We start from the raw sequence: 22,812 nt of genomic DNA, 5'->3' as shown, positions 1-22,812 counted from the left end.
GCTGCGGGACGCCCAGGCAGCGGTCAGCCCGTCGAGAATTGCAGGGTCAGCGCCAGGATCGCCGTATTGAACACGAAGGCGAACAGCATGTGCCCCAGCACCGTGCGCCGCACCAGCTTGCTGGTGACCTCCACGTCCGAACTGGCGAAGGTCGTGCCCACCGTGAAGGCGAAATACGCGAAGTCCATCAAGTCCGGTACGTCGTCTTGCGGAAAGGTCAGGGGGCGGCCCGGCTGGCGGTAATACAGGAAGGCGTAGTGCAGGGCGTAGGCCAGGTGGGCCATCAGCCACGCGGTGGCGACCGCCAGCAGGCAGAGGCCCACCAGCCACGCCTCCTGCACCGCCGACAGCTCGAAGTTCGCGCGGGCCGGCAGGAAGCCCGCCGCCACCAGAAAGCCCAGCAGACTAGCGCTCAACACGAACGACAGGCCCGTGCGCCCGCCGAGCAGCCAGAAATCCAGCCAGGGACGGGCTTCCAGCAGCCGGGGAAACGGCCGGGTGGCCCACTGCCGCAGCACCGGCGCCGTGCTGCGCTGCACCGCCCACCAGGTCAGCAGCAGGTACAGCCCGTTGGCCACGTTCAGCGCCGTCATGATCCGCAGCACCGGGGGCAGGGCGTGCAAAGAAATGTAGGCGGCCCACAGCGCCGCGCTCCACAGCGCGCTGCGTTCGTACTGGCCCCAGGGGTTGACCTGCATCTGTCCATTATCGTCAGCCTTGTCAGCCGCCCGTCTAGCCCCCGGAGCGTGCCCAAGGCCCCTGGCCGAGTACCCAGCGGCCGCTATCCTGCCTCCCGTGACCCTGTTCGACCCGCCCGCCCCCCTGCCCGAACGCCTGCGCCCGCGCACCGTGGCCGAGGTGGTGGGCCAGTCACACCTGCTGGGGCCGGGCAGGCCGCTGACGCGCCTGCTGCAAAGCGGACGCCTCGGCTCGCTGATTTTGTGGGGACCGCCGGGCGTGGGCAAGACGACGCTGGCACGCCTCATCGCGGCGGAGGTCGGGGCGCATTTCATCCCGCTGTCGGCGGTGTCGGCGGGCGTGAAGGACGTGCGCGAGGCAGTCACGGAAGCCGAGCGGCTGCGGGGCCGGGGCCAGCGCACCATCCTCTTTCTGGACGAGATTCACCGCTTCAACAAGGCGCAGCAGGACGCCCTCCTGCCCCACGTCGAATCCGGCCTGCTGACCCTGATCGGCGCGACCACCGAGAACCCCAGTTTCGAGGTGAACCCGGCGCTGCGCTCGCGGGCGCGGACGCTGGTGCTGGAGGCCCTGACGCAGGAGGAGGTGCGCAGCCTGCTGGACCGGGCGCTGACCGACCCGCGCGGGCTGCCGGGCGTCACGGCCTCCGACGAGGCGCTCGACCTGCTCGCGCGGCTGGCCGAGGGGGACGCGCGGCGGGCGCTGGGGACGCTGGAGGTGGCTGCCACCCTCACCAATCCAGTCACGCCGGAAGCGGTCACAGAGGCCTTCGGGCGGCACCTCCCGGCGATGGACAAGAACGGCGAGGACTTCTACAACCTGATTTCCGCCCTGCACAAGAGTGTGCGTGGGTCGCACGTGGACGCCTCGCTGTACTGGCTGGCACGAATGCTGGAAGGCGGCGCGGACGCCCACTACGTCGCCCGCCGCATCGTGCGGATGGCGTCGGAGGACATCGGCCTGGCGGACCCGCAGGCGCTGCGGCTGTGCATCGCCGCGCGCGACGCGATGGAGTTCCTGGGCAGCCCGGAAGGCGAACTCGCGCTCGCGCAGGCGGTGGTGTATCTCGCCCTCGCGCCCAAGAGCAACAGCGTGTATGTCGCGTGGAAAAAGGTCCGGAAGGCCGTGCAGGAGGGCGAGACTTTGCCCGTGCCGGTTCACCTCCGCAACGCCCCCACCTCGCTGATGCGCGCGCAGGGGTACGGCCAGGGCTACGCCTACTACTTCGACGACCCCGAAGGCAGTTTCGCGCAGAACTACCTGCCCGACGGTGTGAGCCTCGACCTCTACGAACCGACCGGCGAGGGCTGGGAGGCGCGGGTGGCCGAGCGGTGGCGGAAGTTGCAGGCGGCGCACGGGGAGGGGCAGGAATAGACCTTCTGCGGAAGACGGCGGGAGGTGTCTAAAGGTCTGAAGGTCCAACTGTCTAACGGCCAGAAACATTGGTTGTGGGCTGCTTTTTCGCGGTCAGACGGATTCCGATTGAAGGGTGTTGAAAACACCCGGAAATCCGACCAAAGGGAGAAGGAACAAGGGCGGATTTCGGGAGATGGATGAACAGGCGGTGCTCTCCCGACTGTTCAGGAATTGGACGGAATCCGTAGCAGACGGTTAGACCTTTAGACTCCCCGCGCAGGAGAGCGCCACCTCCAGCGGGGGAAGTGGCGCTCCGGGGGCGCGGCGTGCGTCAGGGCCTGGTCGTGAAGGGTGAAACGTGCCCGGTGAAGGGTGCGGGGTGCTGGGCAAGAGGTGTGAGGAAGTGAGCTGCCCCGCGCTCTACAAGGAGGTGTACGGCTTGAACCCGCCGTGGGTGTGGCCCTCGCCCGCTGCGCGCGCCCCCGCCGTCATTTTAGGTCATCTGGCACTCTGCGCTCCTCACGACAGGTCGGTCAACCAGTTGGTCTGCTGAATGCGGGTGTCCAGTTCGCGGCGCTCCTGGGCGAGGACGTCCACCTGCTTCTGGAGGTCGCGGGCAGGGACCACCGCGACCATCCTCACCTCGCTGTTGCTGTAGCGCGTCTGCTTGAGGGTGGCGGCCTCGGCCATGCCGCGCAGCACGCGGAGGCGCAGGTCGAGCATGTCGCGGCGCGTCAGGGCCTCGGTCAGGGTGAGGCCGCCTTCCAGCGTGGTCGTCAGGTTGGCGCGGTGGATGCGGGGCAAGAGACTTTCCAGCGCCGCTGTGACGGTCAGGAACTCGTTCAGCAGCAGCAGGGGGTCCTCGGCGGGGAGGTCGCCTTCCTGCACCTGCATGTTCGCCAGAATGCGCACTTCCAGTTGCGCCGCCCGCTTTTGCAGGTCGGCGCGGTCAATCAGGGCCTCGGCGAGTTTCATGGGGGCAGGTTAGGGCATTTGGGAGGAAACCCTGACGGCGATGACCTGAAAAGGCGTGCAGGGAGGCCACCCTTGACACAAATAGTTTAGGTATCTAAACTAAACGCATGAAAGAGATCCCCAAGAGCTTTCCGCTCCGTGGCCGTCCGCTCAGATTCAAGCTCGGACTCGTGGCGTTGGCGGTGTGCGCCCTGCTTTACCTGAGCATCCTGGTTACACTGAGCCTTTCCCTGGACGCCGCGACCAAGGCGGGCGTCATCGGCACCACCGTCCTGGCAGCTGAAATCTTTGGACTGCTGGGAACGGCGGGTGTGGGCAAGGAAGTCGTCCAGCAGCTTGGGCAGCGCCTAGGCTTCAAAAAACGGAAACCGGGGCAGCTCTGAAAGAATGACCGCTATGCAAGCTCCCGACACAGCGCAGGCGCAGGTTCTGGCCGGACGCATCAACCAGCTCATCATTGACCTGTGGGTCGCCACTGAGCGGGACGCGCCGCGCTACGACTACGACCAGTTCGCGCTGACAGGCCAGCAGCACGTCGTCCTGGGGCAGATTGTGCGGAACCCCAGGATCACGCCCAAGGAACTGGCCGACAGCCTGGGTGTGTCCAAGGGAGCCATCAGCCAGCACCTCACGCGGCTGGAGCAGGAAGATTACTTTATTCGCGAGAAGAGTCCCCACGATAAGCGGGTTTCCCTCTTTCAACTCCGGCCACGGGGGCTGGAGTACCAGCGGGTGCTCCGGCAGTACGAACAGTACCTCGCGGATGCCTACCTCAAGCAGCTCTCGCTGGCCGATTTGCAGGAAATCGTTGGCTCGCTGGAAAAACTGGGCAGCGTGTTTCAGATCCCCGCAAACAGTTGATGAGCCAGCCCCCGGCAAAGGCCAGGAGGTCCTCGCCCAGCCCGGGGAGCCGTCAGGGAAACGGTGCCGTTGGCGAAGTCGAAAAGAGGCGTGTTGTCGGCGGGTTGGGCTTTCGATCTGGCCCGCCAAACACTCGACTGACTCAGCCTCCCCCAGACTCCGCCAACGGCACCGGAGTCTCTACGCCCACTGCTTCAGGGCATCACCGCATTCAACTCGTCCCTGAGCCGCCGCGCCGCCTCCCGGCTCGCCGCCACGTCCAGCCCGTCCGCGTACTGCACGGCGCGGCTGGCGCTGGCGAGGGCACCCGCGCCGCCCGCATGGAAAGCCGGGGCGAGTTCCGCCGCCGTCGCCCCCTGTGCCCCCAGCCCCGGCAGCAGCAGCAGCGCCCGCGGCATCAGCGCGCGGAAGGTGGCGAGGTCCTGCGGGTGGGTCGCGCCCACCACTGCGCCGACACTGGCGTAGGTGTTGGCCTGGTCCTGGCCCTCCTCCTCGGCGTTCAGGCGGGCCACCTCCACCGCCACGCGCTCGCTGACCCCCTGGCCCTGGAGGTCCGCCTGGTCTGGATTGCTGGTCTTCACGAGGACGAAGAGGCCGCCGCCATTCGCCCGCGCCGCCTCCACGAAGGGCGTGAGGGTCCCGAACCCCAGGAAGGGATTCACCGTCAGCGCGTCCCCCGCGTGCGTTCCCGTCAGCCAGCCCCGCGCGTAGGCTTCCGCCGTGCTGCCGATATCGCCGCGCTTGCCGTCCAGAATGACCGGCAGGCCCAGCGTGCGAGCGGCGGCGCAGACCTCCTCCAGCAGCGTGAACCCCGGTAAGCCCAGCGCCTCGAAAAAGGCCAGTTGCGGCTTGACGCAGGCCGCGTAAGGGGAGGTCGCCTCCAGCACGTCCAGCGTGTGCGTGCGCAGGTGCGCGAGGTCGCGGTAGGCGCTGGCGCGGGGGTCCAGGCCCACACACAGCCGGGTCTGGAGGCGGCGGGTGCGGTCGGTGACGGCAGCGGCAAACGGCATCATCCGGGGGAGGCTAACACGGCGCGGGCAGCCCTCACGAGGTCGGCATTGTCCCGGGCAAAGGTGCCGTCCGGCAGGGTGAGGGTGTCTTCCAGGCCGATGCGGGAGGCCAGGCCCCGGCGACCCGCCTCGCGCAGCAGGGGCCAGGCACTCCGGCCCTCCCCATGCAGCAGGCGGGGAGCGGCAGCCCCGGCCCGGTCCAGCAGTGCCAGGATGTCGGCGGCGTCGGAAAGAACGTCCTCGCGGTCGGGAAGTTCCACCAGCACCCTCAGCGCTCTGTCCCGTCCGGGCCAGGACAGAAATGCAAGGGCGGCCTCCGCAGTCCAGACCCCGGCCTCTATCCCGATGTTCAGCACCAGCAACGTCTCCGCCAGCGGAATGGCGTGGGGTTCATGCCAGTTCACCGACACGAAGTCCGGGCGCACGGTCCAGGCGCGGGCGGCGGCGAGTTGTGCCTCCACGTCCGCCAGAATCCAGAACCCGCTGGAGATGCCGATCGGAACGCCGGGACAGGCCGACCTCACGGCACTCAGGGCCGCCGCGACCACCTCCGGGGCCAGCGACTCCCGGCTCTCCGCGTCGCGGGGATGCAGGTGCAGTGCACCCGCACCCGCCGCCACACTGGCCCGCGCCTCCCGCGCCAGTTCCGCCGGAGTGCTGGGCAGGGCCGGGTGACTTCGTGCCGGGCGGTTCCCGTTCAGGCACGCTTGCAGCAGCGGCAGGGGGGGCATTGGGGAAGAAGCTATCAGCTTCCAGCGGCCAGCCTCCAGCAAAGGCCTTTATTCATGCTGGCCGCTGGCGACTGGTAGCCTCCTCCCATGACCTTTTCCATCGTGGGCCGTGACCCCGTGAGCGGCGACCTGGGCGTGGCGGTGGCGAGCAAGTTTCTGGCGGTAGGGGCGCTGGTGCCCTTTGCGCGGGCGGGGGTGGGGGCGGTCGCCACGCAGAGCTACGTGAACCCCAACTTCGGGCCGGACGGACTGCGCCTGCTGGCTGCGGGGCTGGGGCCGCAGGAGGTGGCCGCGCAGTTCCAGGCCGGGGACGCCGACATCCGGCAGCGGCAGTTCGGCCTCGTGGGGGCGGACGGGCGCAGCACAACCTTCACAGGCGAGGGCTGTCATGCCTGGGCGGGCGGGGTAGTGCGGGACAACGTAGCGATTCAGGGCAACATCCTGACCGGGCCGGAGGTGGTCGCTGCGATGCTGGAGGCGTGGGAGGCGGCAGAGGGACAGCCGCTCCCCCACCGGCTGCTCTCGGCACTGCGGGCCGGGGACGCGGCGGGCGGGGACCGGCGCGGGCGGCAGTCGGCGGCGCTGCTGTGCGTGGGGCCGGGACGCGGCTACGGCGGCCTCACCGACGACTGGGTGAACCTGCGGGCCGACGACCACCCGGACCCCTGCGCCGAACTGGAGCGGCTGCTGGGCCTCCACGACCTGCTGTTCGGGCGGCCCCAGGCCACGCGCGAACTGACCCAAGAAGAGCTGGAATGGCTGCGCGCCCTCCTGATCTACGAGGACTACGCGACCTCCCTCCCCGCCGGCCCCTGGGACCCCGACACCGAGGCGGCGGCCTGGGCGCTGTACGGCACCGAGAATCTGGAGGAACGCTGGGTGCCGGGCGGGCGCTTCGACCCGGTGGCGCTGGACTATCTGCGGGGGCGGTTCGGGAATTGAGCGACCAGCGACCAGCCGCCAGCACCCGGCAAAAGCGCCTTCCTGCTGGCGGCTGGCGGCTGGAAGCTGGTAGCCTCCTGCCATGCGGCTTTCGGCCACCGACGTCTACGCCTTCCAGGCCCTGGGCTACCTGGGCACACAGGACCTGACGCGCTGGGTCGCCAGCGAGGAAATCAGCGCGGCGACGGGCGTTCACCGTCCCTACCTGGTGCGGATTCTGGCGGCCCTGACGGCCAGGGGCATCGTCAAGAGCAAGAAGGGCATCGGCGGCGGGTACGCCCTGAGCCGCAAACCCCGGCTCATCTCCCTGTGCGAGGTGGTGCGCGCTATCGACGGCCCCGTCGCGCCCCTCTCGTGCATCAGCCTCAACTGGCATGAGCCGTGCGTGGAAGAAGACCGCTGCCACGCCCGCGCCACCGTCTACACCCGGATGCGCGACGCGATGCTCGCCGTGTTGCAGGAATTCAGCGTGGAAGACCTGGTGATAGATGCGCGCCAGGGCGTGAGCTACGGGCACTGTCTGGGACACCTGCTGAAGCCGAATGCGTAGGAGGGGTGAGGGGTTAGGAATCAGGGGTGAGTGAGGCGGATGGAGCGGACGAGGGCGTCAAGGGTTCGCAGGGCTGGCGCGTTGTCTTCGGCGTTCAGCTTGCGTTTCAGGTCAAGGTTGTAGGCGTCCACCTTTTTCCGCCAGGCGTCGGCAACGGGACCACTGCTCTGGCCGGGATAGGGCGCTATCTCAAAGGTTCGGGTGCGCTCCAGTTCGGCGCGGGTGGGGAGGCTGGCGGGGGCGTACGGGACCTGCACCGTGATGTAAAAGCGCCCGTCGCGGCTGAGGCCCTGGAAGGTAGAGAAGATGGCCTCGCGCGGGAAGCGCACGCCGCCCTCCTGGGAGTACAAGGTCAGGTAACGGATGCCCTTCAGCGCAGGCGTCTCCAGTGTCCGCACTGCCCCCGCCGTCACCTGATGCGCGTTCCAGAGGGGCAGATACGGCAACCCCCACGCGCCGACCTCGCCCGGCTTGAGGCTCCCGCTGTTCAGGGCCTTCAGGGTGTCGATCTGCGTGCGCACATTCCAGGGTTCGCCCCGCTCCGGGTACTGCGCGAGGAGTCCGGCCACCGGGTAAATGGCGACGTAGGCCTGCGGCAGGTCCGTATCGTACTGAGGCCGCCAGTGCTGGCCCGGCCTGTTGAGAATGGCGCGGACGTGGGTGGGAAAGAAGAAGGATGGCCCATCCGCACGGGGCACACGCGGCACGGTTTGAATGTCGGCCACCCGCCCCATGGTCGCGGCGTTCAGGCCCAGCTTCGGCAGGGCGGGCGGCTGTGCCCCACCCGCGAGCGCGACGGACAAGACGAACGGGGGCGAGACGAGCAGGGGCAGCAGCCAGGGCTTCATGCCTCCCATTCTGGCCTGTTTGATGGGGTCTTCTCCTCCTCCGCGCACCCGTCGAGACAACCCGGAATTGTTGACTTGTTTTATCGGCCATAAAAGATTACCTTTTTTGTCAATGATGCTGTGGCCCGTTCCCCTTCCCCCGCGAATGCCCCGGCTGGCCGCGTCCCGGCGATGTCGCTGCCGCTGACCGCCCCGCCGCCCCTCGCTACCTCATCCCACCACGGAGTCACCCCATGAGCGACCTCGAAGCCCTGAAAAAAGAGATTCCGCCGTTCCAGATTTTCGACCTCCTGCCACAGTACGCGGCGCAGGGGTTCGTCAATCCTGACCACATCGACCTGCTGAAGTGGGCGGGCGTGTACCCGCAGCGCCCCCAGGAAGACGGCTACCTGATGATGCGTGTGAAGGTGCCCACCGCCGAGTTTTCCTCGGACACGCTGCGCGTGGTGGCGGGCATCTCGGAAGACTACGGGCGCGGCTTTCTGGACGTGACCGACCGCCAGGCCTTCCAGTTCCACTGGCTGCGCATCGAGAACGTCCCCGAGATTTTCGAGCGGCTGGAACCGGTCGGCCTGCACACCAAGGGGGCCTGCGGTGACACCGTGCGCGCGGTCATCGCCTCGCCGCTGGCCGGGCTGGACGCCCGCGAGGTGATCGACGTACGCCCAATTGCGGCGGCGATGGAAGGAACCCTCAGCGGTAACCCCGACTTTCAGGACCTGCCACGCAAGTTCAAGATCAGCCTGACGGGCACGCCCGAGCTGGAAGGCATCCACCTGATCAACGACATCGGCTTCCTGGCGCACGAGGTAGACGGCGAGGTCGGTTTCGACGTGTGGGTGGGCGGCGGCCTGGGCGCACTGGCGCACCTCGCCGAGCGGCTGGGCGTGTTCATCCGGCCCGAGGAAGTGGTGGAGGTCGGGCAGGCCATCGCCGCCGCCTACCGTGACCACGGCTACCGCGTGAGCCGTAAGAAGAGCCGCCTGAAGTTCCTGATCAAGGACATCGGCGCGCAGAAGTTCCGCGAACTCGTGGAAACGCAGTACCTGGGCCGCCCCCTGCGCGACGGCCCGCCCGCCCCGGTCGCCCGCTTCGGGGGCAACGACGTGCTGGGCGTGCAGCCCCAGCGTGACGGCCTGAACTACGTGGTTATCGCCACGACGGTGGGCCGCATCGACCCCTACAAGGCGCGACGGCTGGCGGACCTGGCCGACCGCTACGGCCAGGGCGTGCTGCGCACCACCGCCTTCCAGAACATGATGATTCCGCATGTGCGTTCGGAGGACGTGGCCGAGCTGACGGCGGAACTGGAAGCCATCGACCTCGCGCCCCGCACCACGCTGCGCGGCACCACCATCGCCTGCACCGGCACGCAGTTCTGCCGCCTGGCGCTGACCGAGACCAAGGCCCGCACCGCGAATCTGGTCGAGCATATCGAGGCGCAGTTCGCGGACCTGGACGTACCCTTCACCATCAACCTGACGGGCTGCTCGAACGCCTGCACCCGCTATCAGGTGGCTGACCTGGGCTTCATGGGTGCCCTGCGCGGCGGCGAGGAGGAGGTCTATCAGGTCAACCTGGCCGGGAGCATCGGGCAGGCGCAGCGCACCGGGACCAAACTCAAGGGCTTCGTGCCCGCCGTGCGCCTGAACGAGTACACGGAAGCCGTCCTCTCCGACTTCCGGGCGGGCAAGCTCCCCGGCGAGAGCTTCGTGGAATACGCCGACCGGGTGGGGCACACGCGCTTCGCGCCCGACGCCATCCTCGCCCCCGACCGGGAGCCAGGTCTGGAGGTCGTGCCCGCATGACCGCGACCCTGAACCGTCCTGGGGTGGGTACGGGCCGCGTGGTGTGGTTCACCGGCCTGTCCGGCGCGGGCAAAAGCACCCTGGCGAGCGCCCTGTATGAGGAGCTGAAGGCGCGGGGCGTGGCGACGGAGCTGCTCGACGGCGACGCCGTGCGCGAGAACCTCAGCAAGGGCCTGGGCTTCACGAAGGCGGACCGCGACACCAACGTGCGCCGCATCGCCTTCGTGGCGGGCCTGCTCGCGCGGCACGGCGTGACCGTCCTCGTCAGCGCCATCAGCCCCTACGCCGAGACGCGCCGCGAGGTGCTGGCCGGCCTGCCCAACCCCACCGAGGTCTTCGTGGACGCCCCGCTGGAAGTCGTGACCGAGCGCGACGTGAAGGGCCTGTACCTCAAGGCACTGGCGGGAGAGATTCCGCACTTCACCGGCGTCTCGGACCCCTACGAGGCCCCGGAGCACCCCGACCTGCACCTGCGGACCGACCGCATCAGCGTCGAGGAAGGGGTGCAGGAGTTGCTCGACCATCTGGGGTTCGGGGCATGACCGCGCTGGAAAACCGGCCAGAGGTCCGCACGCCGGAAGAAGGCGGCGTGCCGCTGACCACCGAGCCGCGCGCCCCCCGTGAGGCCGCCGGGCACCCCGACCTGGCCGGCCCCGCCTTCACCCCCGACACCGACCCGCTCGACGTGATTCGCTGGGCGATCAAAGCGCACCCCGACCTGCTGATGCCGAGTGCCTTCAACCTGAACGGCGTGGTGCTGCTCGACCTCGCGGCGCGGGCGGGCTACCGGGGCGAGGTGGTGTTCGTGGACACCGGCTACCACTTCCCCGAAACGCTGGCGACCCGTGACCGCCTCGCGGCGCGGTATCCCGAGATGACCTTCGTGACGCTGAATGCGGGCGCGCACCCGGAAGACGGGCAGACGCCGCCCGACCTGTACGCCAGCGACCCCGACGCCTGCTGCGCCGTCCGCAAGGTCGCGCCCCTCCAGACGCACCTGCGCGAAAAGGCCCCCTCCGCGCTGCTCAACGCCCGCAGCCGTGACCAGGCCACCACCCGCGCCGACATCCCCTTTGTCGAGGCGGGCGGGGCGCGCGTCAAGATCAACCCCCTGGCCCACTGGACCCGCGAGCGGCTGGAAGCCTACGCCCGCGACCACGACCTGCCCGTCAACCCGCTGTACTGGGACGGCTTCCTGAGCATCGGCTGCTGGACCTGCACCCGCGCCGTCCGCCCCGGCGAGGACGCCCGCGCGGGCCGCTGGGCCGGAAAGGGCAAGACCGAATGCGGGCTGTGGGCGGGGGAAAACAGGCTGTGAGCCTTGAGCTATGGGCTATGAACGGGCACCTGGAAGCTTCTGCTCTGGTATCCGCCCTCTTTTTCATAGCTCACCGCTCATAGGACGGCGCTCCGTTGCGTTGCCGCAAGTCTCAGGCGTCCACTCCACTGCGCGCCGCCCTTTTTGCGTTACCCGCTTCGCTCGGCAAGGTTGCCAAAAGGCGGCAACCTTTCTGCGCCCCGCCCTAGCTCAGAGCCTAGCCCCAAAAGTTGACCAACTTCATCCACTGCTTCTTTCTCACCCGCTCCTTCTTTCTAACGAGGTTTCCCCATGACGACTCTCCCCACCCCCTCCCCCATCAGCCTGCCCACGCCCCTCGGGGGCACGCTCGTGAACCGGGTCCAGCGCCCCGGACAGGACCTCGACGCGGCGGAACTGCGGGGCCTGCCCCGGCTGGAACTGAGTGACCGCGCGTCTGCCGACCTGGAGATGCTGGCGACCGGCGCGTACTCGCCGCTGACCGGCTTTCTGGGCGAGGCCGATTACCTGAGCGTCATCGAGCATCTGCGCCTCTCGGACGGCACGCCCTGGAGCATTCCGATCACGCTGCCGGTGGGCCGGGAAGAGGCGGCGCAGTACGTGGGCCGCGTGGTGCTGACGCGGGGCGGCGAGCCGGTCGGAACGCTGGACGTGCAGGAACGGTTTGAAGCACGCAAGAGCCTGGAAGCGCGCGAGGTCTACCGCACCGAGGACCCGGCGCACCCCGGCGTGGCCGCGCTCTATGCCCAGGGCGACGTGAACCTGGCCGGGCCGGTGACGCTGTTCGAGGTGCCGCGCGGAAACTTCCCCCGCCACCACCGTACGCCCGCCGAGGTGCGCGAGGTGATCGAGGCGCGCGGCTGGCGCACCAGCGTCGCCTTCCAGACGCGCAACCCGATTCACCGCGCGCACGAGTACCTGCACAAGGTCACGCTGGAACTGGTGGACGGCCTGCTGCTGCACCCGCTGGTGGGGCAGACCAAGGGCGACGACGTGCCCGCCGCCACCCGCGTGCAGGCCTACGAGGTGCTGCTGGAGAAGTACTACCCGCAGTCCCGCACGCTGCTGAGCGTGTACCCTGCCGCGATGCGCTACGCCGGGCCGCGCGAGGCCATCCTGCACGCCCTGTCGCGGCGCAACTACGGCGTGACGCACTTCATCGTGGGGCGCGACCACGCGGGCGTCGGCAGCTACTACGGCACCTACGACGCGCAGGAGATCTTCTCGGCATATACCCCTGAGGAACTGGGCATCCGGATTCTGAAGTTCGAGCACACCTACTACTGCGGGGCGTGCGGCCAGCTCGTCAGCCCGCGCACCTGCCCGCACGGCAGCGAGCATCACCTGGTCCTCAGCGGCACGAAGGTCCGCGAGAAGCTGCGCGCCGGGGAGAACCTGCCCGCCGAGTTCACCCGGCCCGAGGTGGCCGAGGTGCTGCGGGGGGCGTACGCCCGCCAGAGTTAAGTTTGCCCCCATCCGGGCCTTGCACGGGCCTCACTGGAACCGTGTTCACTATTCTCAATCCACCGGCCTCACTCTAACAAGAGGGACGAATGACCCGAATCCTGACCCTGTTGACCGCCGCCCTGCTTGCCACCTCCGCCCACGCACAGAGCGCCGCAACCGTCCGCCTGGGCTACTTCCCCAACCTCACGCACGCGCCCGCCCTGGTGGGGCTGGAACGGGGCACCTTCCAGAAGGCGCTGGGGAACGTGAAACTGGACGCCAGGTCCTTCGTCTCCGGCACGACCCTGATGGAAGCCTTCGCGGCGGGGCAGCTCGACCTCGCCTATGTCGGCCCCGGCCCGGCCATCAACGCGGCGACGCGCGGGATGCCCCTCCAGATGGTGGCGGGCGCAAGTGAGGCGGGGGCCGTGCTGGTCGCCCGCCGGGACAGCCCCATCAAGACCTACAAGGACCTGGCAGGAAAACGGGTCGCCGTGCCCAGCCTGGGCAACACGCAGGACATCAGCCTGCGCCACCTCCTGGGGGAACAGGGCCTCAAGGCGCAGACGGACGGCGGCAACGTCAACGTGACGCCCATCCCGCCCGCCGATGTGCCGGCCGCCTTCGCCGCGAACCGGGTGGACGCCGCGCTGGTGCCCGAACCCTGGGGCGCGGCGCTGGAGGCGCAGGGCCACCGCCTGATCGGCAGCGAGAAGACCGTGTGGCGCGGGGGCCAGTACCCCACCACCCTCCTGATCGTGAACACGAAGTTCGCCCAGGCGAACCCGACGCTGGTGACGGCCTTTTTAAAGGCCCATGCGGACGCGGTGGCGTTTATCAACAAGAAGCCCGCTGCCGCGCAGACCGCCATCAACAACCAGCTCGCGCGGCTGACCGGGCAGAAGCTCGACCCGCGCGTGCTGCAACGGGCCTTTACCCGCACGCGCTTCACCACGGGCCTCGACCTGAACGCCCTGAACGAGTACGCGGCCCTGAACGTGGAAGCCGGGTACGCGCGCAACGTGCCGGACCTCAAGGCCTTTCTCAGCCCAAGTCTGCTGAAGAAGTGAACCCATGACGATCACCTCTCCCCTGGACACCGCCCCCACCGTCCGCCGCCCGTCCCGCTGGGGGCGGCTGCTGTGGCAGCTCGGCGGCCTCACGCTGCTGCTGGCCCTGTGGTGGCTCGTGACCGACGTGCTCAAGCTCTACCCGCCCTATGTCTTCCCCGGCCCCCGGGAGGTCTGGACCGAAATCAGCTACGGACTGTGGGGGAGCGGGCCGCAGGACGGCAAGCTGCTCGCGGCGATTGGCAACAGCTTGCGCCGGGTGCTGCTGGGCTACGGCCTCGCGGTGCTGCTCGGCGGCGTCATCGGCCTGCTGATGGGCGCGTGGCGGCCCCTGCGGGACACGCTGGGCGCGTACCTCACGGGGATTCAGAGCGTGCCCTCCATCGCCTTTGTGCCCTTCGCCATCCTGTTCTTCGGCCTGAACGAGCGCGCGGTGTTGTTCGTGGTGATTCTGGAAGGCTTCATCCCGGTCGCGCTGGCGGTGTCGGGCGCGCTGATGAACGTGCCCCCGGCGCTGCGGATCGCGGGGCGGACGCTGGGGGCACGGGGCCTGGGCCTCACCACGGGAGTGCTGCTTCCCAGCGCCGTTCCCAGCATCCTGACCGGTCTGCGCACCGCTTGGAGCTTCGCGTGGCGTGCCCTGGTCGGCGGCGAGCTGCTGGTCAGCGCGAGCGCCAGCCTGGGCGCACAACTGGAGGTGGGGCGCAACACCGCGAACATGGCGCTGGTGATTGCCACCATCCTGATCATCGGGACCATCGGCGGCCTGTTCGACGCGGGGCTGCGGGCGCTGGAAGGCCGGGTGCGCCGCGATTACGGCCTGGAGGTGCAACAATGACGGCCACGATGACCCGCCCCACCGCCGACGCCAGCGCCGCCACCCAAGGCATCCGCCTGACGCTGGACGGCGTGACGTACCGCTACGGGCGCGGCCACGCAGGCGTCGGCCCCCTGGACCTGCGGGTGGACGCGGGCGAGTTCCTGTGCGTGGTCGGCCCCTCGGGCAGCGGCAAGAGCACGCTGCTCTCGCTGCTGGCGGGCTTCCTGCGACCCCAGGCGGGCCAGATTCGCCTGGGCGACACGCCCGTGCGCGGCCCCGACCCGCGCCTGACGCTGGTGCAGCAGGAGGCGGCGCTGTTTCCCTGGCGCACCGTGGCGGGCAACGTCGCCTTCGGCCTGGAGCGCCAGCGCCTCCCCCGCGCCGAGCGCGACACCCGCGTGGAGGACACCCTGCGTCTGGTGGGGCTGGGCGGCTATGGCCCCCGCCGCGTGCATGAACTCTCGGGCGGCCAGCGCCAGCGCGTCAGCCTCGCCCGCGCGCTGGCGGTGCGGCCCCGGCTGCTGCTCCTCGACGAGCCGTTCAGCGCACTGGACGATCGCACCCGCACGGTCCTCTCGGACGAGTTGCTGAGCATCTGGTGGTCCCAGAAGGTCACGGTGGTCTTTGTCACCCACAACCTCGAAGAGGCCCTGGCACTGGGGCAGCGCGTGGTCGCCCTGCGCGGCGGCGAGATGGTGCTGGACGGGGCCGCGCGGGAACTGAACGTGGCGCGGCTGCGGGAAACGCTGGAGGGATAGGCAGAAGGCAGATGGCGAACAGGCCCTAGCCATCTGCCTTCTGCTCTCATCAGTGCCCCACCGCCACCTCCGGCCCGCGCTGCGCCGCCGCCAGCGCCACCCAGTTCACCCGCCGCCGCCGCCACTCGAAGATGGCGACCTTGGCGAGTTCGTCCGCCACGCGGGCCAGGAAGACGCCCCAGACGCCCAGCGGCGTGTGCAACCCGAGAAAGAGGGCCAGCGGCAGACCCACCACGAACGCGCCGACCACATCGCCCGTAATCACGCCCTTGCCGTCCCCGACGCTGGGCAGCACGCCGCCCCCCAGGATCATGTTGCGGACCTTGATCACCTGCGTGGCGGCGTTGATCAGGATGCCCCAGAAGGCGACGGCTCGTACGTCCGCGCCCACAGCGGGAAACAGCAGCGGCAGCAGCAGCGCGCTGAGGGCGAACAGCAGGCCGAAGCCCAGGCCGGTCCGCAGCCCGGCGCGCCCCACGCGGCCCAGCCAGGCCTGCGCGCCGGGACCGTCGCCCGCGCCCAGCGCCCGCCCGACCAGCACGGTGGTGGCACTCATCAGGCCAAAGGACCCCACGATGAAGATGCCCTCCAGCGTGGCGACAATCTGGCTGGCGGCCAGCGCCTGGGTGCCCACCCGCGCAAAGACGGCGGCGTAGATGAAGCCGCCCAGGCTCCACAGGAACTCGGTCAGGGCGATGGGGGCCGACAGGGTGAGGAGGGGCGTCGCCACCGCCCGCCGGGTGCCGGACGCGGGCAGCGAGAAGGCGGCCAGATGGCGTGGGCCGTACACCAGCGCGGCCAGCAGCAGGGCCTTGAGCGTCTGCGCGAGCACCAGCGCCCACGCCGCCCCGACCACCCCCAGTTCCGGCAGGGGGCCGACGCCGAACACCAGCCCCAGGGCCGCGAGGCTCTCCACCACGACCGTGATCATGGTGGCGACCATCGGTGTGCGGGCATGGCCCAGCGACCGCAGCGCGCCGCTGAGAATCCAGCCCACCACACCCGGCACCAGCGACAGCATGCTGACCCGCAGGTACGGCAGCGCCGTGGCCGTCACCTCGGGCGCGCCGCCCGCCAGCCGCAGCAGGTTCCCGGCCCCCAGGATGATCGGCACCGTCGCCAGCCCCGCCAGCAGCACGCTGAGCGCCAGCGCGACCGTCAGCGTGCCGTTCACGCCCGCCCGGTCTCCCGCCCCGGCCCGCCGCGCGACCAGGATGCTGGTGCCCGAGCCGAGCGCCCCCAGCGTCACGAAGAACAGGAAACTCACGCTGCCCGCCAGCCCCACCGCCGCGACTGCCACCGCTCCCAGCGTCCCCACGACCACCTGGTTCACGAAGGTCAGCACCAGTTGCAGCACCATCTCCAGGCTGACGGGAACGGCGATGGCCGCGATTTCCCGCGTGGGCGAGTGGGCTTGAATCGATTCAGATACGGGGGCGGGGACAGCAGACATAACGTGTCAGGGTACACCTCCCGCCGGACGGGAACGTCAGCCGAATGACGGAGGGGAAGGGGCAGATGGCAAAAGGCGGAAGGCAGAAGGCGAAAGCTCCCCTGGCCTTCTGCCATCTGCCTTCTGCCTCTCGCGCTATTCCGTCTGCTTGTCCTCCCGCACCTCCTGAGTCGGAACCGCACGGGGATTCACCCGCTCCAGCACGCGCTCGAAGGCGGCGACCACCTGGTCGATCTGCTCGCGGCTGATGGTGATCGGCGGCAGGAAACGCACGACCAGCGGCGTGGCGGCCAGGGCCAGGACCCCCTCATCGTGTTCGAGGGCCGAGATGTAGGGGGCGCTCTTTTCCTTGAGTTCCACGCCGATCATCAGGCCCAGGCCGCGCACCTCGCGGATCTTGGGGGACCCGATGGCACGCAGCCGCTCCATGAAGTAGGCCCCCTTCTCACGGGCCTGCTCGGCCATGTTCTCGTTCTTGAAGGCGCGGATGGCGGCAATCCCGGCGGCCATCGCCAGCGGGTTTCCGCCGAAGGTGGTGCCGTGGCCGCCCGCAGGCATCCGGTCCGCGACCTCGGCGGTCATGGCAAAGGCCCCGATGGGCACGCCGCCCGCCATGGCCTTGGCGAGGGTCATGCCGTCGGGCACCACGCCGAAATGCTCGGAGGCGAACATCTTGCCGGTGCGGCAGAAGCCGGTCTGAATCTCGTCGAGGATCAGCAGCGCGCCCTTCTCGCGGGTGATCTCGCGCGCCGCCCGGATGAACTCGGGAGACGCGGGCCGCACGCCGCCCTCGCCCTGCACGGGTTCCAGGATGACGGCGGCGGTCTGGTCGGTGACCGCCGCGCGCAGCTCGTCGATATTGCTGTAGGACACGAAGTCCACGTGCCGGTTGTCGACCGCCTCCCCGAACGGCTCGCGGTACTTGGGTTCCCAGGTAAAGGCCAGCGCGCCCAGCGATCGGCCGGAGAAGCCGCGCTTCATGCTCACGAAGCGCGAGCGGCCCGTGGCGGTGATGGCGAACTTCTTGGCGGCCTCCATCGCCTCGGTGCCGCTGTTGCACAGGAAGATGCGTTCCAGGCCCTGCGGCAGCACGCCCACCAGTTCGGTCAGGAACTCGGCGCGTTTGTCGTTGGGCACGCTCTGGGGCATCACGATCAGGCGGGCGGCCTGCTCCTGGATGGCCTTCACCACGTCGGGGTGGCTGTGGCCCAGGTTCGCCACGCCGTACCCGGCCACGCAGTCGATGTAGGCGCGGCCCTGCTCGTCCCAAACGGTCGCGCCCTGGCCGCGGACCATCACGACCTGATGCTTGTTGTAGACGCCCGAATCGTAGCGTATCTCGGCGTCGAGCCACTTGCTGGTGTTGGTTGTGGTCATGCGAAAACCTCCTCGAAATCCAGTTCCAGTGTAGGGGGTCAGGATGGGAAAAGTGGCGGGGGTGTCCAGCCTGTGCGTCAGGCGTGGGCGGGCCGGGAACGGCGCGGGGGGGCGTTCATCAGCAGCAGCCCGGCCAGCACCACGGCCACCCCGACCGCCGACAGCCAGGAGGGGCGTTCCCCGGCCACCGCCGCCCAGAACAGACCCCAGACGGGCAGGACGTAGGTCACGGCCAGCACCTGCGTGGCCGAGACGCGCGCCAGCAGCCCGTAATACAGCAGGTAGGCCAGGCCGCTGCCGAACACCCCCAGCACCAGCATGGCGGCCCAGGCGGCAAAATCCACCCGCGCGGGGGGCGCGCCCGCCAGGGCCAGTGGGAGCAACATCAGCGTGGACAGGCCGAGCTGCGTGGTCGCCAGCCCGATGGGGTTCAGGCCACCCAGGGTCCGCTTGGCGACCGCCGTCGCCACGGCGTAGCTCACGCTGGCGGCCGTGATGATCAGCACACCGAACAGGGTCGCGTGACCCCCGTGAACGCCGCCCAGCACCGTCAGGCCCACCCCGCCGAAGCCCAGCAGCACCCCCAGCAGCAGCCGCGTGCCCAGGGACGTGTCCCGCAGCCCCAGGCCGATCAGCAGGCTGAACAGCGGCGTCGTCGCGTTCAGGACGGCGGCGATGTTGCTGGACACCGTCTGTTCGCCCCAGGCGAAAAAGGTCCAGGGCACGACGTTATTCAGCAGCGCCACCAGCAGCAGCGGCCTCCACAGCCGCAGCGGCGGCAGGCGGTGCCCGCCCAGCCGCAGGGCCAGTCCCAGCACCAGCACCCCGAACAGCGAGCGCAGCAGCGCCACCCACAGCGGCGGGAACGCCTCCCCCGCCACCCGGATCAGCAGGAAGGACACCCCCCACACGGCCGACAGCAGCAGCATCTGGAAAACGTCGCTGCGGGTCATGGCCCTTCCAGCAGGGGCCGGGGCTGCCCCAGGTGGGGCGGCAGCGCGGGCCAGTCTGTGGTCTGCGCCGCAGCCTCCGCCCAGTTCTCCTTGCCGCTCCAGCGTTCGACGGCGAGCGAATAGACGCTGGTGCGCGCCAGGTCGGCGTCCGAGATGGGCCGCGTCTCGCGTCCGACCGTCAGCCCCGGAAACAGCCGCTCGGAGAGAACCCGCAAGGCTTCGCGGACCTCGTCCGGGTCGCTCAGCAGGCGCGCCGTGCCGAAGGCGACGACGCTGCGGTACTGCACGGTCAGTTCCAGGGGGTCGTTGCTGGGCAGCAGCGCCCCGATCTCGGACGCCTCGAAGGTGGCGGGGTGACCCTGCGCGGTGTTGGCCCGCAGCCGCCCCACCACATTGGTGTGGTACACGAGGTCGTGCGTCTCGGGGCGGTACGCGAAGGCCAGCGGCGTGATGAACGGGAACGCCTCACCGTCCTCGCCCTGCCACACGGTCGCCACCCGACCCATCTGGAGGCGGGCCAGCAGCGCGCGTATCCAGGCGTCGTCACGGCGGTTCTGCGGGCGGCGACTGAGCGCGGGGTCACGCTGCCGGGGGTCGTAAAAGTCGGTCATGTCAGCTCCTTCTCGAAGTGGTGGCAGGTGATGTTCAGGCCCGCGGAGAGGTACAGGCGGTGCGCGGCCCAGCGGCTCTCCCCCACCCCGGAGTCGAGGTGGAAGCTGTCGCAGCCGAGCCGCCGCGCCTCGGCCTCCAGCCAGCGCAGCAGCGCCCGCGCGTGCCCCCGCCCCCGCGCCTCCGGCAGGGTGGAGAGGTCGTCCACGTACAGCGCCCGGCCAAAAGCGAGCATCGTGAAGGTGCGGTAGCCCGCCACCGCGACGGCCTCGGAACGGTCCGGCTCGAAGGCCCCGACCAGACGGTAGCCCTCGGCCCCGACCGAACGCAGATAGGCGGCGAGGGCCTCCGCGTTGGCCGTCGCGGGTACGCCGGAGCGCAACTCGTGCAGGGCGGGCAGGGCCAGCGCCGCAGCCTCGGCAGGAATCGGGCGCAGGTCGGTCATTCGCGCGCCTCCCGCCCCAGCACCGTCCGCTCGCCGGGCCGCTCGCCGCCCTCCGGGCCGTAAAAAACCACCCAGACTTCCAGGTCATCCGTGAACGTCTCGAAGCGGTGTTCGGCACCGGCCGGGGCGAACAGCACATCCCCCGGCCCGAACCCGCGCGCCTCACCCGCGCAGCGGTAGGTGCCCGAACCGGTGACGACCACGTACAGCTCGTCCTGGGCGTGGGGCGTCTGCGGGTCGTGCCCGCGCGGGCGGTACAGTTCCACGCTCAGTGTGCCGCGCCGGAACACCTCCGCGAAGCCGGGGACGGGGGCAAAGGCGCGGGCCTCGGCCAGAGCGACGCCCGACCTCATGCGGGGTGCAGCCCGGCGACCACGCCCATCCGGTTCCAGGCGTTGATGGTGATGACGGCCAGGGTCCAGCTCACGATTTCGGCGTCCGTGAAGTGGGCACGTAGCTCTTCCAGCAGGGCGTCCGGCACACCGGCCTGGGAGAGGAGCGTCACCGCCTCCGTGAACGCCAGGAGTGCCCGCTCGCGGGGCGTGAACAGGTCGCCCGCCTCGCGCCAGGCGGCCAGGACCAGCAGTTGCCGCTGCGGCACGCCGACCTTCAGCGCGTCCCGGCTGTGCATATCCAGGCAAAAGCCGCAGCCGTTGAGCTGGCTGGCCCGCACCTTGACGAGTTCGAGCAGGGGCGCGTCGAGGTTCAGGCCCTGCACCTGTTGTTCCAGGGCCAGCAGGGCGTCAAAGACCTTCGGGGCAAGCGTTCGGTACGGCAGGCGTGGTCTACTCATACGCCTACACTAAGGCCATGCTGGACCCCACGACAGGGCCGGAATTCGCACGGATAGGCAGTCCACTCGATACCTTCCCGCTGCCCCTCACGCTGGACCGCGCCGCCCCCGACCCGCTGCACGCGCAACTGGCCGCCCAGGTGCGGGCGGCGGCGCTGGCAGGAACCCTCCCGGCGGGAACGGCGCTGCCCGGCTCGCGCTCCCTCGCGGCGGCGCTGGGCGTGACGCGCGGCGTGGTCACGGCGGCGTTCGAGGCGCTGCTGCTCGACGGCACGCTCGAAGCCCGGCCCGGCAGCGGGACCCGTGTGGCGGCGGGCGTGGCGGGAGAGGCCACCCCCAGCGCGGCGGACCTCCCCGCCTGGCTGACCCTGCCCGGTCCCGCGCCGGTGGACCCTCCCGCCGCCGGGCCGGGCCTGCACTTCCGGGCCGGGGTAGCGGGGACACACGTGCTGGACCTGCGCGCCTGGCGGGCAGCCTGGGCCACGGCCGCCCACGACGTTCCCGATGGGGATTACGGCGACCCGGCGGGCGAGCCGGACCTGCGCGCCGCCCTCGCCGCCTTCGTGGGCCGGGCACGGGGGCTGCGCGCCGACCCGGCCCGGCTGCTGGTCACGGCGGGCAGCCTCAGCGCCCTGGGGCTGGTGGCCCGCCTGCTTCCGCCCGGCAGCCGCGCGCTGGTGGAGAACCCCGGCTACCGCGCGGCGTGGCAGGCGCTGCAAGACGCCGGGCTGGAGGTGCTGCCGGTACCCGTGGACGAGGGCGGCCTGGTCACGGAAGGACTGCCCCCGGCGCGGCTGGTGGTGGTCACGCCCAGCCACCAGTACCCGCTGGGGGTCCGCATGACGCTGCCCCGGCGGCTCGCGCTGCTGCGCTGGGCACGCCAGCACGACGCCCTGGTGGTGGAGGACGACTACGACGGCGAGTTCCGGTACGGCGCACCCCCCCTGCCGCCGCTGGCGAGTCTGGAGGGGGCGGAGGGCCGGGTGCTGTATCTAGGCACCCTCAGCAAACTGCTCACGCCCGCGGTGCGGACGGGTTTCCTCGTCGCGCCGCCCGCGCTGATGCCCGCCCTGGTACGCGCCCGCGCCCTGGCAGACAGCGGGCACAACCGGGTCACGCAGGCGGCACTGACGCACTTTCTGCGGGGCGGGCACCTCGACCGGCACGTGCGCCGCGCCCGCCGCTGGCACGGGCAGCAGCAGGCGGCCCTGGCGCGCGCCCTCGCGCCGCTCGCGCCGGAGGTCGTGCTGGGCGGTATCGAGGCGGGGCTGCACGCCTGCCTGCACCTGCCGTCCGCGTTGCCCGCCGCAGGGGTGGCCGCCCGCCTCGCCCGGCGCGGCGTCCACGTTTCCACCCTGGAGGGCTACACCTTCGCCGGCACCGTGCCCAATGCCCTGCTCCTGGGCTACGGCGGCCTGACGGTGGCCGAAATCGAGCGGGGAGCGCGGGAAATCGTGGAGGCGGTCAGGGCCGGACGGTGAGCGGGGCAGGCTCCAGCCCCACGCCTCACCCGACCGTGTCCAGCGCCAGCAGAGCGCCCACCAGTTCGTCAACGGTATGGCGGGAGGAATCGAGTTCCACGTCCGCCCCGGCCCGCAGCAGCGGCTCGACCTCGCGCAGGTGGTGCAGAATCTCGGCCTGCTCGGCGTCAGATTTGCCGTAGGGGTTGCCTGTGCGCTGCCGCAACCGTTCGCGCATAACCTCCCAGGGGGCACTCAGCAGCACAATGTGGTCGAACTGCGGGTAGAACTTCCCCTGGTTGGCGACGCACCCACCGACGAACAGCGGCACCGAACGCGGGCGGGCCAGCAGCTCGCGCATGGGGTCCTCGCGCCAGAGCCAGCCCGCGTCCGCCTCGCCGGGGAGCGTGCCCCACTCGCACCAGCCGTCCGCGTCGGTGTCCACCGTCTCGCAGCCCCGCGAGCGCAACTGTTCGAGAACGGTGGTCTTGCCCGTCCCGGACATGCCGGTGATGAGGACGTTCGGCACG

The 22,812-nt window shown here is 70.0% G+C and carries 26 protein-coding genes; 13 read left to right on the top strand and 13 right to left on the bottom strand.

The genetic code is table 11. From position 1 onward, the window contains the following. Nucleotides 1-23 precede the first annotated feature (23 nt). Complete coding sequence (locus ABEA67_RS03315) at nucleotides 24-698, bottom strand: DUF1345 domain-containing protein (protein WP_345460826.1); 675 nt, start codon at nucleotides 696-698, stop codon at nucleotides 24-26. A gap of 97 nt (nucleotides 699-795) precedes the next feature. On the opposite strand from ABEA67_RS03315, the gene ABEA67_RS03310 reads away from it, so the two are divergent. Then, a complete protein-coding gene (locus tag ABEA67_RS03310; protein ID WP_345460823.1) occupies nucleotides 796-2,073 on the top strand; it encodes a replication-associated recombination protein A in 1,278 nt (425 codons plus the stop codon). A gap of 501 nt (nucleotides 2,074-2,574) precedes the next feature. Here ABEA67_RS03310 and ABEA67_RS03305 read toward each other — a convergent pair. Then, the gene (locus ABEA67_RS03305; RefSeq protein ID WP_345460820.1) at nucleotides 2,575-3,030 is read right to left on the bottom strand and encodes a DIP1984 family protein; all 456 of its coding nucleotides are present in this window, start codon (nucleotides 3,028-3,030) and stop codon (nucleotides 2,575-2,577) included. A 107-nt stretch (nucleotides 3,031-3,137) separates the two neighbouring features. Between ABEA67_RS03305 and ABEA67_RS03300 the strand changes: the two genes are divergently transcribed. Further along, nucleotides 3,138-3,413: a transporter suffix domain-containing protein gene (locus tag ABEA67_RS03300; protein WP_345460817.1), complete on the top strand. Its 276-nt coding sequence runs from the start codon at nucleotides 3,138-3,140 to the stop codon at nucleotides 3,411-3,413. Between the two features lie 13 nt (nucleotides 3,414-3,426). Beyond that, on the top strand, nucleotides 3,427-3,891 hold the full coding sequence (locus tag ABEA67_RS03295; protein ID WP_345460814.1) for a MarR family winged helix-turn-helix transcriptional regulator: 465 nt from the start codon (nucleotides 3,427-3,429) through the stop codon (nucleotides 3,889-3,891). 194 nt (nucleotides 3,892-4,085) lie between these two features. On the opposite strand, the gene pyrF is transcribed toward ABEA67_RS03295, so the two are convergent. Then, nucleotides 4,086-4,901 carry an orotidine-5'-phosphate decarboxylase gene (gene pyrF / locus ABEA67_RS03290; protein WP_345461797.1) on the bottom strand — a complete coding sequence of 272 codons (816 nt, stop codon included), beginning with the start codon at nucleotides 4,899-4,901 and terminating at the stop codon, nucleotides 4,086-4,088. Then, entirely contained in the window at nucleotides 4,901-5,632 is a 732-nt protein-coding gene (locus ABEA67_RS03285; RefSeq protein WP_345460811.1) for a 3-keto-5-aminohexanoate cleavage protein, read from the bottom strand. Before ABEA67_RS03285 ends, pyrF begins: the two co-directional genes overlap by 1 nt. An 87-nt stretch (nucleotides 5,633-5,719) precedes the next feature. Here ABEA67_RS03285 and ABEA67_RS03280 point away from each other — a divergent pair, with 87 nt between their 5' ends. Then, complete coding sequence (locus ABEA67_RS03280; protein WP_345460808.1) at nucleotides 5,720-6,574, top strand: DUF1028 domain-containing protein; 855 nt, start codon at nucleotides 5,720-5,722, stop codon at nucleotides 6,572-6,574. 82 nt (nucleotides 6,575-6,656) lie between these two features. Then, on the top strand, nucleotides 6,657-7,124 hold the full coding sequence (locus tag ABEA67_RS03275) for an Rrf2 family transcriptional regulator (RefSeq protein ID WP_345460805.1): 468 nt from the start codon (nucleotides 6,657-6,659) through the stop codon (nucleotides 7,122-7,124). 20 nt (nucleotides 7,125-7,144) lie between these two features. Here ABEA67_RS03275 and ABEA67_RS03270 read toward each other — a convergent pair whose 3' ends face one another. Continuing rightward, entirely contained in the window at nucleotides 7,145-7,972 is an 828-nt protein-coding gene (locus tag ABEA67_RS03270) for a hypothetical protein (RefSeq protein WP_345460802.1), read from the bottom strand. A 233-nt stretch (nucleotides 7,973-8,205) separates the two neighbouring features. Here ABEA67_RS03270 and ABEA67_RS03265 point away from each other — a divergent pair, with 233 nt between their 5' ends. The 7 genes from ABEA67_RS03265 (at nucleotide 8,206) to ABEA67_RS03235 (ending at nucleotide 15,192) form a co-directional block, all read left to right on the top strand. Further along, nucleotides 8,206-9,780 (top strand): nitrite/sulfite reductase, encoded by a 1,575-nt coding sequence (locus tag ABEA67_RS03265; protein ID WP_345460799.1) that lies wholly within the window; start codon nucleotides 8,206-8,208, stop codon nucleotides 9,778-9,780. After that, nucleotides 9,777-10,322 (top strand): adenylyl-sulfate kinase, encoded by a 546-nt coding sequence (gene cysC / locus ABEA67_RS03260; protein WP_345460796.1) that lies wholly within the window; start codon nucleotides 9,777-9,779, stop codon nucleotides 10,320-10,322. Before ABEA67_RS03265 ends, cysC begins: the two co-directional genes overlap by 4 nt. Beyond that, entirely contained in the window at nucleotides 10,319-11,098 is a 780-nt protein-coding gene (locus tag ABEA67_RS03255) for a phosphoadenylyl-sulfate reductase (RefSeq protein WP_345460792.1), read from the top strand. The genes cysC and ABEA67_RS03255 overlap by 4 nt, the downstream gene beginning before the upstream one ends. A gap of 291 nt (nucleotides 11,099-11,389) precedes the next feature. Beyond that, nucleotides 11,390-12,562, top strand: a complete 1,173-nt coding sequence (gene sat, locus ABEA67_RS03250) for a sulfate adenylyltransferase (protein WP_345460789.1) — start codon at nucleotides 11,390-11,392, stop codon at nucleotides 12,560-12,562. Between the two features lie 89 nt (nucleotides 12,563-12,651). Then, entirely contained in the window at nucleotides 12,652-13,614 is a 963-nt protein-coding gene (locus tag ABEA67_RS03245; protein ID WP_345460786.1) for an ABC transporter substrate-binding protein, read from the top strand. Between the two features lie 4 nt (nucleotides 13,615-13,618). Beyond that, the gene (locus ABEA67_RS03240; protein WP_345460783.1) at nucleotides 13,619-14,452 is read left to right on the top strand and encodes an ABC transporter permease; all 834 of its coding nucleotides are present in this window, start codon (nucleotides 13,619-13,621) and stop codon (nucleotides 14,450-14,452) included. After that, on the top strand, nucleotides 14,449-15,192 hold the full coding sequence (locus tag ABEA67_RS03235) for an ABC transporter ATP-binding protein (protein ID WP_345460780.1): 744 nt from the start codon (nucleotides 14,449-14,451) through the stop codon (nucleotides 15,190-15,192). Before ABEA67_RS03240 ends, ABEA67_RS03235 begins: the two co-directional genes overlap by 4 nt. Nucleotides 15,193-15,241: 49 nt before the next feature. Here ABEA67_RS03235 and ABEA67_RS03230 read toward each other — a convergent pair whose 3' ends face one another. From ABEA67_RS03230 to ABEA67_RS03200, 7 genes are all read right to left on the bottom strand, one after another. Continuing rightward, entirely contained in the window at nucleotides 15,242-16,645 is a 1,404-nt protein-coding gene (locus ABEA67_RS03230; protein ID WP_345460777.1) for an MATE family efflux transporter, read from the bottom strand. 135 nt (nucleotides 16,646-16,780) lie between these two features. Next, nucleotides 16,781-18,022 (bottom strand): aspartate aminotransferase family protein, encoded by a 1,242-nt coding sequence (locus tag ABEA67_RS03225; RefSeq protein WP_345460774.1) that lies wholly within the window; start codon nucleotides 18,020-18,022, stop codon nucleotides 16,781-16,783. Nucleotides 18,023-18,099: 77 nt separating this feature from the next. After that, complete coding sequence (locus tag ABEA67_RS03220) at nucleotides 18,100-18,975, bottom strand: DMT family transporter (RefSeq protein ID WP_345460771.1); 876 nt, start codon at nucleotides 18,973-18,975, stop codon at nucleotides 18,100-18,102. Further along, the gene (locus ABEA67_RS03215) at nucleotides 18,972-19,586 is read right to left on the bottom strand and encodes a pyridoxamine 5'-phosphate oxidase family protein (protein WP_345460768.1); all 615 of its coding nucleotides are present in this window, start codon (nucleotides 19,584-19,586) and stop codon (nucleotides 18,972-18,974) included. Before ABEA67_RS03215 ends, ABEA67_RS03220 begins: the two co-directional genes overlap by 4 nt. Further along, nucleotides 19,583-20,029: a GNAT family N-acetyltransferase gene (locus ABEA67_RS03210; protein ID WP_345460765.1), complete on the bottom strand. Its 447-nt coding sequence runs from the start codon at nucleotides 20,027-20,029 to the stop codon at nucleotides 19,583-19,585. Before ABEA67_RS03210 ends, ABEA67_RS03215 begins: the two co-directional genes overlap by 4 nt. Further along, nucleotides 20,026-20,382, bottom strand: coding sequence for a cupin domain-containing protein (locus ABEA67_RS03205; protein WP_345460762.1), 357 nt, complete (start codon nucleotides 20,380-20,382; stop codon nucleotides 20,026-20,028). The genes ABEA67_RS03210 and ABEA67_RS03205 overlap by 4 nt, the downstream gene beginning before the upstream one ends. Beyond that, entirely contained in the window at nucleotides 20,379-20,822 is a 444-nt protein-coding gene (locus ABEA67_RS03200; RefSeq protein ID WP_345460759.1) for a carboxymuconolactone decarboxylase family protein, read from the bottom strand. Before ABEA67_RS03200 ends, ABEA67_RS03205 begins: the two co-directional genes overlap by 4 nt. 17 nt (nucleotides 20,823-20,839) lie before the next feature. Between ABEA67_RS03200 and pdxR the strand changes: the two genes are divergently transcribed. Beyond that, nucleotides 20,840-22,303, top strand: a complete 1,464-nt coding sequence (pdxR, locus tag ABEA67_RS03195; protein WP_345460756.1) for a MocR-like pyridoxine biosynthesis transcription factor PdxR — start codon at nucleotides 20,840-20,842, stop codon at nucleotides 22,301-22,303. Between the two features lie 25 nt (nucleotides 22,304-22,328). On the opposite strand, the gene ABEA67_RS03190 is transcribed toward pdxR, so the two are convergent. After that, on the bottom strand, nucleotides 22,329-22,811 hold the full coding sequence (locus tag ABEA67_RS03190) for an AAA family ATPase (RefSeq protein ID WP_345460753.1): 483 nt from the start codon (nucleotides 22,809-22,811) through the stop codon (nucleotides 22,329-22,331). Nucleotide 22,812: the final 1 nt, after the last annotated feature.

Source organism: Deinococcus carri (assembly GCF_039545055.1).
In the GTDB taxonomy this organism is placed as follows: domain Bacteria; phylum Deinococcota; class Deinococci; order Deinococcales; family Deinococcaceae; genus Deinococcus; species Deinococcus carri.
The sequence above is the reverse complement of the archived record's forward strand: the minus strand, read 5'-3'. Positions and strand labels throughout refer to the sequence as shown.